14 protein-coding genes and 1 pseudogene are annotated in these 14,595 nt (G+C 41.9%); 8 read left to right on the top strand and 7 right to left on the bottom strand.

Annotated features, from left to right (window positions below; translation table 11 throughout):
- Positions 1-93: 93 nt before the first annotated feature.
- The 3 genes and pseudogenes from MHI55_RS26110 (at position 94) to MHI55_RS26100 (ending at position 2,599) form a co-directional block, all read left to right on the top strand.
- Positions 94-1,092 (top strand): annotated as a pseudogene (locus MHI55_RS26110) (NADP-dependent oxidoreductase).
- Positions 1,093-1,153: 61 nt separating this feature from the next.
- Positions 1,154-1,732, top strand: coding sequence for a TetR/AcrR family transcriptional regulator (locus MHI55_RS26105; RefSeq protein ID WP_047841326.1), 579 nt, complete (start codon positions 1,154-1,156; stop codon positions 1,730-1,732).
- A gap of 84 nt (positions 1,733-1,816) precedes the next feature.
- Positions 1,817-2,599: an SDR family oxidoreductase gene (locus tag MHI55_RS26100; protein WP_340387536.1), complete on the top strand. Its 783-nt coding sequence runs from the start codon at positions 1,817-1,819 to the stop codon at positions 2,597-2,599.
- A gap of 280 nt (positions 2,600-2,879) precedes the next feature.
- Here the strand turns inward: MHI55_RS26100 and MHI55_RS26095 are convergent, their stop codons facing one another.
- Genes MHI55_RS26095 through MHI55_RS26075 form a run of 5 tightly spaced genes read right to left on the bottom strand, consistent with a single transcriptional unit; the run spans position 2,880 to position 6,089 of the window.
- Positions 2,880-3,215: a hypothetical protein gene (locus MHI55_RS26095; protein WP_340387534.1), complete on the bottom strand. Its 336-nt coding sequence runs from the start codon at positions 3,213-3,215 to the stop codon at positions 2,880-2,882.
- Between the two features lie 34 nt (positions 3,216-3,249).
- Positions 3,250-4,293, bottom strand: coding sequence for a HAMP domain-containing sensor histidine kinase (locus MHI55_RS26090; RefSeq protein WP_340390650.1), 1,044 nt, complete (start codon positions 4,291-4,293; stop codon positions 3,250-3,252).
- Between the two features lie 49 nt (positions 4,294-4,342).
- Positions 4,343-5,023: a response regulator transcription factor gene (locus MHI55_RS26085; protein WP_340387532.1), complete on the bottom strand. Its 681-nt coding sequence runs from the start codon at positions 5,021-5,023 to the stop codon at positions 4,343-4,345.
- Positions 5,024-5,080: 57 nt separating this feature from the next.
- Complete coding sequence (locus MHI55_RS26080) at positions 5,081-5,647, bottom strand: methyltransferase domain-containing protein (protein ID WP_340387530.1); 567 nt, start codon at positions 5,645-5,647, stop codon at positions 5,081-5,083.
- Positions 5,648-5,687: 40 nt separating this feature from the next.
- A complete protein-coding gene (locus tag MHI55_RS26075; RefSeq protein ID WP_256720215.1) occupies positions 5,688-6,089 on the bottom strand; it encodes a VTT domain-containing protein in 402 nt (133 codons plus the stop codon).
- A 942-nt stretch (positions 6,090-7,031) separates the two neighbouring features.
- Here MHI55_RS26075 and MHI55_RS26070 point away from each other — a divergent pair.
- The 3 genes from MHI55_RS26070 to MHI55_RS26060 all read left to right on the top strand — a co-directional run bounded on the left by MHI55_RS26070 (position 7,032) and on the right by MHI55_RS26060 (position 11,093).
- Entirely contained in the window at positions 7,032-7,619 is a 588-nt protein-coding gene (locus MHI55_RS26070; protein WP_076254585.1) for a sigma-70 family RNA polymerase sigma factor, read from the top strand.
- Positions 7,606-8,355, top strand: coding sequence for a DUF3600 domain-containing protein (locus tag MHI55_RS26065; RefSeq protein WP_076254587.1), 750 nt, complete (start codon positions 7,606-7,608; stop codon positions 8,353-8,355). The genes MHI55_RS26070 and MHI55_RS26065 overlap by 14 nt, the downstream gene beginning before the upstream one ends.
- Positions 8,356-8,624: 269 nt before the next feature.
- Positions 8,625-11,093, top strand: a complete 2,469-nt coding sequence (locus MHI55_RS26060) for an S-layer homology domain-containing protein (protein ID WP_143781326.1) — start codon at positions 8,625-8,627, stop codon at positions 11,091-11,093.
- Between the two features lie 50 nt (positions 11,094-11,143).
- On the opposite strand, the gene MHI55_RS26055 is transcribed toward MHI55_RS26060, so the two are convergent.
- Positions 11,144-12,019, bottom strand: coding sequence for an AraC family transcriptional regulator (locus tag MHI55_RS26055; protein ID WP_076254591.1), 876 nt, complete (start codon positions 12,017-12,019; stop codon positions 11,144-11,146).
- Between the two features lie 108 nt (positions 12,020-12,127).
- Here MHI55_RS26055 and MHI55_RS26050 point away from each other — a divergent pair, with 108 nt between their 5' ends.
- Together MHI55_RS26050 and MHI55_RS26045 are read left to right on the top strand one after the other, a co-directional pair.
- Positions 12,128-13,285 (top strand): Gfo/Idh/MocA family oxidoreductase, encoded by a 1,158-nt coding sequence (locus tag MHI55_RS26050; RefSeq protein WP_101314211.1) that lies wholly within the window; start codon positions 12,128-12,130, stop codon positions 13,283-13,285.
- 240 nt (positions 13,286-13,525) lie between these two features.
- The gene (locus MHI55_RS26045; protein WP_179087971.1) at positions 13,526-13,990 is read left to right on the top strand and encodes an AraC family transcriptional regulator; all 465 of its coding nucleotides are present in this window, start codon (positions 13,526-13,528) and stop codon (positions 13,988-13,990) included.
- 117 nt (positions 13,991-14,107) lie between these two features.
- Here the strand turns inward: MHI55_RS26045 and MHI55_RS26040 are convergent, their stop codons facing one another.
- Positions 14,108-14,428 (bottom strand): helix-turn-helix domain-containing protein, encoded by a 321-nt coding sequence (locus tag MHI55_RS26040; protein ID WP_036605715.1) that lies wholly within the window; start codon positions 14,426-14,428, stop codon positions 14,108-14,110.
- Positions 14,429-14,595: the final 167 nt, after the last annotated feature.

Here is a 14,595-nt window from a genome sequence, read left to right as displayed (position 1 = left end):
AGCGATTGGAGGGGTGTTCTGTCATCGTAGTGTCAGTGTAAATAATCTTTAGTTCAACTTATATAGTCTATAAGCAAAGGAAGAGGATAAATGATGAGAGCAGCTCAAATACAGAAATACTCCAAAAAAATCCAAGTGGAAATCAATGATATTGAGATACCTCAGATTCATAGCCGTGAGGTCCTCGTCAAAGTAAAAGCTGCGGGTGTAAATCCACTGGATATCTTGAATATGAATGGCAGTGTTCGGATGATTGCCGACTATACGTTACCTTTAACTTTAGGGAATGAATTATCGGGTGTCATTGAAGCTGTCGGTGATGATGTTTTGAATTTTAAAGTGGGGGATTCGGTTTATACGAGGTAGCCACTAAATAAAATTGGTGCTTTTGCTGAATATGCGGCTGTACATGAGGATGCTTTATCCATGATGCCTGAAAATCTGTCTTTTATCGAAGCTGCTGCAGTACCCCTTACTGCCTTGACCGCGTATCAAGCATTGCATGATGTGCTCCGAGCGGAACCGAATAAAAAGTTGTTTATTCCTGGCGGAACCGGGGGATTCGGTGCGATGGCTATCCCAATTGCCAAGTCCATGGGATTAACGGTTATTACAAGTGGCAGTGAGAGGGGCAGAGCACGTACTCTATCCATTGGAGCAGATCAATTCATTGATTATAAGACTGAGCAGTATGCTGACATTCTGTCCGATATCGATTATGTGATCGACACCTTGGGTGCGGATGAGATCAAAGCTGAACTGAGCATTTTGAAACCACATGGCAAATTAGTTTCTTTGAAGGCAGGACCCAATTATCGCTTTGCAGTGGACAGTCAATTCCCGTTGTGGAAAAGAGCATTGTTCGGTCTCGTAGGTGCACGCCTGGATTCTTTAGCGCGTAAGAATCAAAATGAATATCGTTTTTTATTTGTGCATTCCAGTGGGATTCAATTGCAAGAAATCACAGCTCTTGTAGAAAAAGAAGACATTAAACCTTCGATCGATTCTACGTATACGTTTGAGGACATTGAAAAGGCATTGATTAAAGTATCAACGGGTCACTCCCAGGGCAAAGTCATTGTTACCTTTTAAAGGCTCGTTAAGATCATGCTCATGCTATTTAATGTTCGTTTTCTGAACAGGAGGGAAGCCAATGGCGAGAAGCAAAGAGTTTGAAGAGTCTGTTGTACTGGATAAAGCGATGAGACTTTTTTGGGAACAAGGTTACGAGAAGACGTCTATGACGGATCTGGTTAATCATATGGGAATTCATCGTAAAAGCTTGTATGACACATTTGGTGATAAACATACCTTGTTTCTAAAGTCAGTAGATCTGTATGATCACAAAATCAGCTCCGCTCTTGCAGCAGGCGTAAAGCGTTCTAAAACGGCAACGGAAGCACTTCAGTTTATATTTCTTTCTTTAATTCATGGAGAGGAATCTCCAGCATCAGGCTGCTTCATTGTTAATTCGACGGTAGAATTGGCGGCACGAGATGAAGACATGAACAACCGATCAACGGAGATGTTTGCAAATACGGAGAAACTAATCAAGGACATTATGGTGTGGGGACAGCAAGAAGGTGAATTCACAACGGAGTACAACGCCGAGGTATTGGCGGAATATCTGCATAACGTAAGCATTGGTTTAAGGGGGATGGCCAAGACTTCGATGACCAAGGAAAAACTGCTTCGTATAGCGATGCTATCCATGGATCTCATACGAAGGTAGTCTATTTTTTCACATTAAAAGAATGTTCGTTCTAATATGGGTGTTCCAGATGAAATATATTTATAGAAAAGAGAGGCTAACGATATGAGAAAGACAGTTCTAATCACAGGGGTATCGGGTGGGATTGGTAAAGAGTTAGCAGATCGGTTTGCCAAAGGTGGACATCATATTGTGCTGGTAGCACGAAGTGAGGGTAAAATACAGGATCTAGCTCAGGAGTATCAGAAAAAGTATGGCATTCAGGCGACGGTTATTGCCAAAGATGTAGCGGCACCTGGGGTACCACAGGAGATTTATCATGAGCTGAAGGAAAAGGGCATTGTTGTTGACTATCTTGTCAACAATGCAGGTTTCGGTCTGTTCGGGACGTTTATGGAAACGGATATGGAACAAGAAGTCAATATGATTGACGTGAATATCAAGGCTTTAACCGTCATGACAAAGCTATTCTTGCCGGATATGATACAACGTGGACACGGCGGTGTGATGAATGTGGCTTCGTTGGTAGGTTTTTTCCCTGGACCGATGATGTCGGTATATTATGCAACAAAGGCATACGTGCTATCATTCACCGAGGCTTTGGAGAATGAAGTAAGCGGAACGGGTGTTACGGTAACGGCACTGTGTCCAGGCCTGACATCTACCGGATTTGTTGATCGTTCGGGTATGGGTGTCTCGAAGATGCTGCAAGGCCCAATCATGGAAGCTGGACAGGTGGCGCAAGAAGGGTATCAAGGCTTCTTGCGTGGCAAGACATTAATTATGCCTGGTGCTCGGAACCGATTCATCGCGTTTATGCCGCGGTTGTTGCCGCGTAAGATGATGACTCGCATAATTAGATCCTCACAGGACAAGACAGGACATTAAACATATAAAGAGGATAAATCAAGTCTTCCTCAAGTCGATCGGTTCACGCTGTCCTTCATCTTGTCTTTTACGACAAACATATACAAAAACAGGAGGGAAGCTGAAGGGCACAAATTGAATTTTCTCCATCTCAAATAACTCAGCTAATTGTTTCTTCATATGAAGGGAGTACTGGTATAACACTAATGTGCCTCCAGGTCGGAGCGCTGTATCGATCTGTGACAGGATGTTTTGTCTCATTTCTCTGGAAAAATTAAAAAATGGCAGTCCGCAAATGATGCTATCCAACTGATGGATATATTCTTGATTGATCCTTTTTAATAGATAGAGCATTGGAATGGAACATGAATTCAGGATATGTTTTCTTCAGATTACTTCTCATTTTGGGGTCTCTTTCAAATAAAAACACGGTTGCAGATTTCGGTAAATGTGATCTTATGAGACGTGTGATGGCCCCTGTTCCTGGCCCCAGCTCAGCAATGGTTCTTACCTCATCCCATCGTACAGACTGGACAATTTTCTTTGCCAAATATTTGGAGCTGGGGAGGACACTGCCTACTCGTTTGGGGTTCCTCAGAAATCCTTGCAGGAAAAGAAGTGGTTCGAATGTTTTCATCGCGGTATCCTCCATTATCAATGCTATTGATGTTTCACTGGATGTTAGAAGGCAAGCTTAGTTGGAATATAAATACGTTACGCGTATGTTTTAGTGTTAAAGTCCCCTGATGTAAATCCGCAATGTTCCTCGCAATAGAAAGACCCAGACCAGATCCTGATTGAATACCTTCGCTATTCCTCGAATAATCCACCTTATAAAAGCGATCAAACAGTCTGTTTTTTTGTTCTATCGTTAGTGGTATGCCTTTATTCTCTACTTCAATGGTAACGTGATTATGCTGCATACTCATTCGAACATGAATCGTGCCCGGTTTAAAGGAATACTTGAGTGCATTCATGAGGAGATTGTCGATGGCTCGAGCGATCTTATCACTATCTAGGGAAACCATGATTGGAGCATTACCGAGTGTTTTTTCAATACGAATCCCATGCTCCTGAGCTAAAGGTTCGAATTCAAACAACAATTGGTCCAATAGCTGACAGAGGTCAACATTTTTCAAATCCAATTGGGTGTTCACTTCGTTAAGACGCGTATATTCAAATAAATCATCGAGTAACTTCTTCAAATGCGTTGCTTTGTTATAGGTATTTTGGATGAAACGATCATACTCTGCTTTGTCTTGAAATGATTCTGATTTGAGAAGCTCAATATAGCCAATTATGCTGGTAAGCGGTGTACGCAGATCATGTGAGATGCCAGTGATCATGTCCATCTTGGATTGCTCTAATTCACGTTCTTTAGCAATCTGTTGCTTTAACTGTTCTGTCATGTGATTGATGTTGGAAGCAACGCGTCCAAGTTCATCTTGTCGATTAACGGGCACCCTATAATTCAAATTTCCTTCAGATATGATTTGAAGCCCTTGCTCTAATGTAATGAGATCTCTCACAATTTTTCGTGTGGAAAACAAAAAAATTAACGTGAAAATTACGATGAAGATTGGTGTTAGAACATAAGGAAAAATGTAGAGGAGCGAAGGCCAATTAAATCTTTCACTAATTTTTGCGGCAGCTATGATCAACATATTATTTACACCCACAGAGCCAACAAACGAAATCAATAAACTGATCAACATTTGATATAGGATGTTAATCTGTATCTTTTTTTTAAACTGTGGTAATCGTTTAATCAATTTTATATCCCACTCCCCATACCGTTTTAATGTAATGAGGTTCCCGCGGATTTACTTCCAATTTCTCTCGCAGGTTACGAATATGAACCATCACCGTATTATCCGAATACCCGTAAGGTTCTTTCCATACGGTTTCGTAAATTTTCTCGGAGCTAAATACTTGTCCAGGATGGTTGGCAAGCAACACCAGAATGGAGAACTCCAGTGGTGTAAGCGAAATGTCATTATCTTTGAGCTTCACAGAATGTTTACTTGTATCAATGACAAGGTCCTTGATCAGGATAAGTGAATTGAATTCGGCTTTGCCAATCAGGGTTTGACGTCGTAACTGAGCTTTAACGCGAGCCAGTAACTCTAATGGATTAAACGGTTTGACCATATAATCATCAGCCCCGGTAGTCAGGCCCGTGATTTTATCAATGTCTTCTTCCTTGGCGGATAACATAATAATGGGAGTGGGTGATACTTCTCTTATTTTGAAGCAGGCTTTGATTCCATCCATAATGGGCATCATCACATCCAGAATAACGAGTTGAACCGATGTTGTTTTGATAATATTTAGCGCTTCCTCACCATTGGCTGCTTCAATGACATGATATCCTTCGTTACGTAAATAGACATGAATGACATCCCGGATATCGGGTTCATCATCAACAACGAGAACGGTATGCATAATTCAACACTCCTTAAAAATTAGGATAACATCAGTGTAAACGATCGTCCGGAATGTTTAAATTGTTTCCTTTTTGCGACAGACATAAACGAACGCAGGTGGGATATTCAAAGGCACTAATTCTATTTTTTCGATGAAAAAGTGTTCGGATAATGTTTTTTTCATTTGGAGTGAATATTGAAAGGCGATGAATAACCCTCCAGGTTTGAGTGCCTTATGGATCTGGTCTACCAACGTATTTCTTAATTCAGGCTCAAAGTTGAAGAAGGGCAATCCGCTAAAAATGTAATCCATTTGCTGAACGCCCTCTTGATTCATAGATTCTACCAATCGAGCGGCGTCTGGATAACAGGAGAACTCCGGGTATGTCGTCTTAAGAGTATTCCTCATCGTTTCGTTCATCTCAAACAATAGGACTTTGGTGGAATCCTGTACTTGTTGATGAATATAACGAGTGATCGGACCTGTACCCGATCCTAGCTCGGCGACTGCTTTTGCCTCTAGCCAAGAGGCTTGCTTCACCATTTTGCTGGCGAGAAACCGGGAACTGGGTATGATACTGCCGACATGTTTAGGGCTTTGCAGAAAGCTTTTCAAAAATAAAACAGGTTCATTGGAATTCATAGGGTTCCTCCATAATGTGATGGTATGTTATCCAAACCAGTTAGAAATGTAATAAATGAAGCGTAGATAGAATGGGGTCACCGAAGTAAATTCCCGCTGTAAAATACGTTATGGTCCATAACAAAGCACTGGAATAGGAGATAAGAGCAAATTTTCTATACTGCACGCCACTGAGTCCCATCACCAAAGGGAGAACATACCGCACGATTGGAATGAACAAACCGATGCACATCGCCCAATTGCCACTTTTATTCAGAATCAGTTCAGCCTTAACGAAGTGTTTATGATGTTGAAATCTGTGTTTTATCTTGGTTCCAAATAACTTCCCTGCAAAATAAGCAAAGGTAATGGCCGTTAATAGTCCTGATAAAATACAGAAGTATGTGATCCATGAATTGATAACTCCTGTGTGACTCAAAATGGCACCGCTGATAATCGTGATCTCATTTGGAATTGGAATACCGAAAGGCCCTAATGAGAAGGCAAAATAAAAAATCAGATAACCATACTGATGAAGTAGCTCTAAGATCTTCCTCTCTTGTTGATATTGACATCATAATGAAAAAAACTAAGGAATTAATGAGCATATTTCTGAAGAAAATCTAAAGAATACATAAGCAAAGCCAAACAACTTATGTTTAAGAGAAAAAAGCCTTGCCAACGTACTGGCAAGACTTAAACAGGTAGAACTATTCAGAAGCGGTGATCAAGTGATATGAATTTCTGAATATCAAATAAAGTTTGCCTCAAAAAGGAACGTATAAGCTAGCTCGAGTTGATTACCTATATCTTTATCTGTAAGGAAGAGGATGAGCATCAAAGAAGAGCCGAGACGTCATAATGACGACTCAGCTCTTTTTTGATGTCCCAGGGGATCAGACTTCTTTGAATCAGCTTATTGTAGGAAGTAGAACCATCTGAATTTGGTACCAGCAACAATAAACAAAACAATCCATCCCCATAAAAACAACAAACGTAGAGGTCGTGGAATCAGGAGATATTCTGAGTACAATTTGCTGAAAAGTTTCATTACAGTAGTGACCACCCCTGCTAAGTTGCTCCCTTATTTCCGCTTTCGAAAGAAAAAGAGACGATAAGATAACCAATATCCCAATAAGTCTGTATACCGTGGCGTAGGCCTCGAAGTAGCTTCTGGCGATTACCAATCCGATGATCGAAATAAGATAATAGCAAAAGACCAAAGGGGATCTTATAACTCAGATGCAGAACCTCCAATTATATCAAAATTAGGTATATTATATCATGATAAACACCAGAGGACCTTTTTGTATCAGATTCAGCCATACCTACTCATTCAATAAATAAATCGAACGATATGATGCTGGCATGCCAATATATAGTGTAAGGAGGAGGGGAATGGATAATGAGTGAACAAGATGAGTACATAGAACTTGTAACGTTAATACGGGCGGGGCATGAAGAAGCATATGGAGAATTATATGAGAAAACAGTGACGAGGATATATCAAACTGTGCGATTTCTCATCAAGGACAAGTCTGACGCGGAGGATGTGGTACAGGAGATTTACATTCAGGCGTATCGATCATTGGCGCGATATGATGCGGAGCGTGCTTTTCGTCCCTGGTTGATGGGGGTGACGATGCGACAGGTTCAGAGTTATCGACGCAAAAGATTGATGCAGTTTCGGTTTGGTAAGCGGATCGAGAAATCTGACGTTGGACTAGAATATGATTTTTCCACTGATCTGGTCAACAAACTGGCAAATCGTCCTCTGCTGGAAGAGGTGCACCGTTTGCCGTACAAGCTGCAGCAGGTGGTTACACTTCATTATTTGAATGAATACACGCAAGAGGAGATTGCTGGCATATTGGAGATTCCGCTTGGAACCGTAAAATCGCGCATACATGCGGCGCTGGCGAAGTTAAGACAGAAAGAGAAGATGAATCCAAGATTGCGGGGAAAGGTGGAGGATCTGCATGAAACTCGATGAACAGTTGCGAAGAGCCTACCAGGAAGAGACCAATGATTGGTCCGTTCCTGCGAGAATTAAACATAAAATGATGGATAGTATTCGAAATGATTCACACATCAGAAGAAATCGAAAAAAATGGCTGGTCACTGGGCTATTAGCAGTTGTGCTCGTTATTCCCACCGGAGCCTACGCAGGATACACCTATCTCGCAGACGGAATATATGGTTCACAGGAGAATATCAAAGCTATGGGGGGAACAGCTGAGGATTATATGAGGTTGGAAGCAAAGTTGCAGATGGCCAAGGCCTATTTCAGCGAAGAAGAATTTGTTCAATATATGGACTTGCTGAAGCAATTAGGGCAAATGGCCGTGAAGTTTGCCGATTCTCGGGGCAATATGCATCCAGAGCAGTGGAGTACAGTGGAGCAGGAACGATATAACATTCTTGTATCTGAGTTGGAACCGTTTTTTGAGAAGCTGGAAGCTGTGAGTGTAGGGTCCTCCAAAAAACTGATGGACGAGCAGCAATTTTGGACGGAACAGTTGGAACAGGCAGAAAAGACATTTACCAAGGAACAATATCGGGAGTTCAAGTCTGTCTATGAACAAATGAAAAAATACAAAGTTATGGTGATGGACAAGGATGGAAGTATCCATGAGAAACGCTTGTCAGCGGAGCAGAAGGATGATTTAAGGTATCTAGAGAGACTCCTAATTCCCTACTTGAAACGGTTGGAGCTCAATGTGCGTTGAGTTAGGCAATAAAGGATAATCATGAGTTTATGATTATTCTTTATTGCGATGTGCAGAAATGGAAAAAAAAGGAGGTTGATGACAAAGACACAATAAGTACTTTAAATGTTTTTAGTTAAGTGAAGATCTTTTTTATTAGATTAAAAATAAAGTATACAAATGAATGAAAATATTGTTAGTTTTAAATTTCTGTGATACCTTTTTAAGAGGCTTATGATACTAAAGTAGTAGGTCTATAGAATTAAAACCAATGGAGGCGAAATTGAAACGTGAAAAAGTGGGGAAGTCTATTTTTATCAGGAGTATTGTTATTTAGTGGTATGGCTACATCAGTACAGGCTGAAGTAACCAAAGACGGATGGATTGGGAATGAATCATCCTTAAAAACAGCTCAACAATCTTTCAAAGATGTGGAGGGCAACTGGGCTCAGGAAGTAATTGAAAAGTGGGCTGACCGTGGAATCGTCCAAGGAAATGAACGAAATACGTTTTTGCCCAAAGGAGAAGTTACGCGTGCTGAGTGGGTCGCGATGATTAACCGAATTTTCCAGTATGAAGAGGTAAGCAATACTACTTTTTCAGATGTAACATCATCGGGTTGGTATGCTCAAGATATTGCTAAAGGAGTACAAGCCGGATATATCCGAGGATATGCAGATCACTCATTTCGGCCGACTGGTTCAGTGACAAGGCAAGAAGCAGCAGCTACGATCTCGCGGATACTGCAATTGCAGGGAAGTGGGGAGTCTAATTTTGCCGATGATAAGGATATCCAAAGTTGGAGTAAAGAAGCAGTAAGTGGAGCAGCTGACAAAAAGATTATCGTTGGTTACAGTAACGGCAATTTTATGCCGAACAAGGCAATTACTAGAGCTGAAGCAGTACAGATTTTGGATCGAGCTTTTAGTACATATGGCAGTTGGTATGGGCAAGAAGGAACCTATGGATCTACAGAAAAAAGGGAAGAGATATCTGGCAGTGTAGTGATCGGTACATCAGGCGTTACACTTCAGAATATGAATATTACAGGTGATTTGATCATTAGTAAAGCGGTCGGTGATGGCGATGTGTTCCTCAAAAACGTAACTGTGCAGGGGAAAACATATGTATATGGTGGCGGTGAAAATAGCGTACATCTGGAAGATTCGGTCCTGTTGACGGTTATTGTGAATAAACAGGATGGTACTGTGCGTTTGGTTGCAACAGGAAAAACAAAGGTTCAGGAAATCACTGTTCAAACGGCGGCCAACATCGAGTCTGACATGGGGGCAAAGATCGACAAACTGACATTGTCCGAGGCACTGCCGGAAAAATCAAGAGTATACCTTAAAGGTAATTTTGAAACGGTTAATGTGGTTGCCAAAAGCATTAACATTCAAATTCCATCGGGTACGATTAATCAACTGAACGTTGACGATTCTGCGTCAGGAACTACGGTTCAGACTAATCAGGAAGCCAAAATTATATCAGCTATTCTTAATGCAGCTGTAAGAATGTTAGGGACAGGAACCATTGAGCAGGCTACAGTTAACGCTGTAGGCGTGACCATGGAGACAGCACCAAATAAGGTTAACTTGGGAGAGAGTGTACCTGCCGATACAACAGTACAAATTGGTGGGACAAGTAAACCCGTGACTTCAGTTACACCTCCAGTTACGCCTGCTCCATCAGCTAGTGGAGGATCATCCTCAGGTTCATCAGAAGGAAGTGGTGGTAGTACAACTCCTGTAAATCCGGGTACGGGCAATGGCGGAGGAACTACACCAACTACTCCTTTACCGGGAAATGAATATGGTAGTTATGAGGGTGGTTCATTCTTCTTGCTCGGTGTAGAGTCAAACACAATAACAGTAACGGAATCAGTATATTTATACAGTCCTCGAAGTGGTTATGCATATGTGACTACTCAAAATATTGATGGAAGTAATCTTATCCTCCTTGAAGAAGCAGTTAATGCTGGCGCAGCTATGAAGCTTCCTATTGTTGCAAACGAGAGAGCTGAAATCCAAACCGAAACGCTAATCACAAAATATGGACAACTTAGAATTTTCGTTCTTGATTCACAAGATAAGAGTTCTCAAACTCAATATGTGACAGTATTGGATGGCCCAAATCAACGTTTAGTTCAAAACGGATCAAGTATGAGGGGAAGCTGGAGTGATAGCATAGAAACGTACTCAATTTTTTTTAATCGTATGATTATGGAATCCGAACTTGGCAGTCTAAGAGATCATATTCAGGTATCTACAAACTCTCAAACACCTGTATTCGTTTCTCTGGATCCAGAAGATGTGGTTTCAATAAGATACAATGAAATCAAAATACACCCTAAACAGATGAGCTTAGGGAAAAGTACTTATTTTAGAATATTAGAAGGTGCAGTTTCAACAACAGACAGCGTGTACAGAAACGAAGTATTCACGTCATCTAAATTTGTTTCATTCACTCGTCCAGTTTTTGTAGATTATCCGACTAAATCAACTATTCAAGTCCCAGTAGGAACTGTAATTAAATTCACAGTTAATTATGGTGGGGATACAGCATATTTAGTTTATAGGGATACTTATGGTTCATATGCAAATTTTGATAAGGAAGTCACTGATGGCCATGGTATGAAATTAGTTATTCCACAACGTTTTGAAGGAGAAATTTTCGAATTCGATACCAGTGATTTACAACCTGGACAATTTAAATTAAGCCTTACAAGTGGATATACAATATATGTAGATTTAAAATAGTATTTTTGTTTATAGCAGCGAGAGGAGCTCCAATTCCTCTCGCTCTTTTGTTACTTCCTCCCCTGCACCTTCAGCCGATATTGATGTGGTGTAGAGCCTGTGGTAGTACGGAATACTTTGCAAAAGTAGGAGGGGCTCGTCATACCGACACGGTGACCGATTTCGGGAACGGTGAGCGAGGATCGAGTGAGCAGTACACAGGCATGACGGATGCGGGTGGCTTGAGCATAAGCAACGATGGTGGTGCCAGTCGCTTTTTTGAATACATGAGATAGATGATAGGGGGATAGATGAAGTGTATCTGCGATATGCTCCAAACGAAAAGGCTCTTGGTAATGCTGCTCAATCCATTGCATGATGGCTTCGGCATGAGGGTGAAGAACGTTAGCACTGGACGAAAGTACATCTTGGGAGCAGCTTTGCTGCCCGTCCTGCCACAGATAGCGAAGTTGTGCGAGCAGATCCAATAAAAAGAGGCGTGTATCCTCCTCTATTTCGTGAGGAAGCAGACCTGGATACGTATCTGCATATTGTTCCATTCGTTGAACGAGTGGGGATGTGGCAGCAAGTCGGATGGGCTGAATGGGGGATTGCTCTTCCAGCAGATCCTGTATGAAGTCGTGAGTAACGATAAATTGGGGCCAATGTGCCTTCAGTAGATCAAGTTCAACCATGAGTACATTTCGAATGAAAGGCTGCAGTCTGGATACTTGAATCTGGATGTGGTGCAATTGAAAAGGTCGAAAAATCATGAGCATACCGGGTTCAAGGGAGAAAACCTGACCTTCGGTTATCAACTGCCCATATCCTTCGTGAATATAGGTTATCTCCAGCTGCGAATGAGCATGGAACACTTCGCGAGACGTAGTATTGGATGTACGACGACAGACCAGATTAAATTGTTCTCCCAGAAAGATGGACTTCATGAATGCCTCCCTTATCATGCGCAAGATAGTTTTATTTTAGCACAAGATGAACGCATAAAAGCGCTTTATTATTGTGTATTGTGAAGGGAATAAGGGAGGTATGCAACGATGTTAAAAGTGGCGATTATCGGAGCAGGTGCAATTAGTGGAGCACATATCTCAGCATATATGTCGTTCCCTGAGCGATGTCAGATTGTTGCTGTGGTCGATATCTACGTGGAAAAAGCACAGAAGCGAATTAATGAATATGGTCTGGAAGGTGCACAAGCTGTCACGGATTACACAGAGTTACTTGCCCAAAACATTGATCTGGTATCAGTCTGTACACCACCGTATACGCATGCTCCCATTGTGTGTGATTTCATGCAAGCAGGTGCACATGTGCTGGTTGAAAAACCGATGGCTTCTTCCCTGGAGGAAGCGGATCTGATGTTGAGAGCAGCGCAAGCAAGTGGCAAGTTGTTATCCGTAGTAGCACAGAATCGTTTTACGACACCAATGATGAAGCTAAAAGGTGTGCTGGACAGTAAACGGATGGGACCGATTGTACATGTGCAGGTTGATTCGTTCTGGTGGCGGGGCCACAATTATTATGATCTGTGGTGGCGCGGGACATGGGAAAAAGAAGGCGGAGGCTGTACCCTTAATCATGCGGTGCATCATATTGATGCCATGCTCTGGATGATGGGACCTCCAGTGGAACTACAGGCGATGATGGCAAATACGGCACATGATAATGCCGAAGTTGAGGATATATCCATGGCGATGCTTCGCTTCCAGGAAGGGGCGCTTGGCATGATTACCAGTTCCGTCGTACATCACGGAGAGGAGCAACAGTTAATTTTTCAGGGCAAAGAAGCCCGGGTATCTGCACCTTGGAAAGTGGTTGCTTCTACCGCACGGAATAACGGATTTCCGGAACCAAATCGAGAGTTGGAACACCAGATTCAGAAGCTCGCTGACGAATTACCGGATGTTACTCATGTCGGTCACGCTGGGCAAGTTGAGAATGTGTTAAATGCTATTGAGACAGGATCTCCCCTTATGGTGGATGGCGAAAGTGGTCGGAATACACTTGAACTGATTGTGGGTATCTATAAGTCGGCAAGTACGGGAGAAAAGGTTGTTTTTCCACTAGAGGCCGAAGACGCGTTTTACACAAGAGAAGGAATTATGCAACATGCCGTACACTTTTATGAAAAAAAGACGACGGTGGACAACTTCGAGGATACGAGTATTACACTCGGGAGCAAGTTGGATTCGTAGTGTTTTCCGTGAAAAGGATGCCCCTCACATAAGTGAGGATGGGCATCTTTTTTTGTACTAGGTCGATTACACCTACATCACCATAAAAAATCAATACACTTGGTTTTTCCATCCATGTAACTCGTATTCGCTTCAAGATCATAATCTCCATAGTCAGGGATTGGATCAATGAGAGCTACAATCAGTCTCGTAGTCGTGTGAGGGAGAATAGGAAGAATCAGTGCTGTTTAGCTTCAGCTTTTGAGCGTTTTGGTTCAACAGAAAGAGGGTGCAAATGTAGCGCTTTCACAGTTAGCGGATTCACGTCATTTTAGACACTTGGAGAAGATGATGTGGTGGATTAAAAAGCATTTGGATTATGAGATCAGATTGGGCAAGATGGCGGCAGATGTTCACCTGTCCAAATCGTATGCCTCCCGCATTTTTCATCAAGAAACATGTAGCAGCATTACGGATTACGTCACAGCTCGAAGGTTGAAGCAGGACTACTTACGCCTTGATATAACAACATTTTCGGTGGAGGAGATTGGCAGACGTGTCAGATTTCCGAACGGATGTATTTCATCCAGTTATTTCGCAAATCTGCCGGGACGAGCCCGTTGTATTATCGGCAACAATTTGAACGGTGCAGTAAGCATTATTTTAAGTTTGCAAAATAATAGCGTTATTACGTCTCTATATACACAATTAGTATTTACCGTTTGAATTAAAAAAATCCCGGATGCGGATTGCACTGGCCAGTTGCTAAATGCGATACTCCACCTCCGGGATTACACATCGGTAATCTTCAAGCTAAATAAACATTAAGGATTCCTCAAGCTGTTACAGCCACTTATCAGCCCAACGTTCCACGGCGCTTAGCGCTCTCCCCAGTTCCGTTCCTTTTCGTGACAACATATATTCAGTTCGAACTGGACGTTCCGTGACCACATGGCGAACCACAAGTCCTTCTTCCTCCAATTCCTTCATTCGCTCATTTAACACACGTTTGCTCAAGTCAGGGATATAAGCGTGAATCTCACTGAAGCGTTTGGGTTCCTCCATCAATGCATGGATAATGAGGGCTACCCATTTTCGGCCAATGATCTGATAAGATTGTTCCACTTTTGTGCATATTTGCTTGGCATTCTCATCATCGCTCATGATTGTACTCCTTTGATTTAGTATTGCTTGTAATATCATTAGTATACTTATTGTAACCTACTTGTCCACAGGCCATATGTGTAAAATGTCACATACCAATTGTTCTTAATGTTACCACATAAAGCGTTATCATCAAATAAAAACCCTATAAACACTGGAGTTCACAG

Source organism: Paenibacillus sp. FSL E2-0151, from assembly GCF_037993015.1.
Classification (GTDB): Bacteria; Bacillota; Bacilli; order Paenibacillales; family Paenibacillaceae; genus Paenibacillus; species Paenibacillus amylolyticus.
This window is presented reverse-complemented; position numbering and strand designations above follow the sequence as displayed.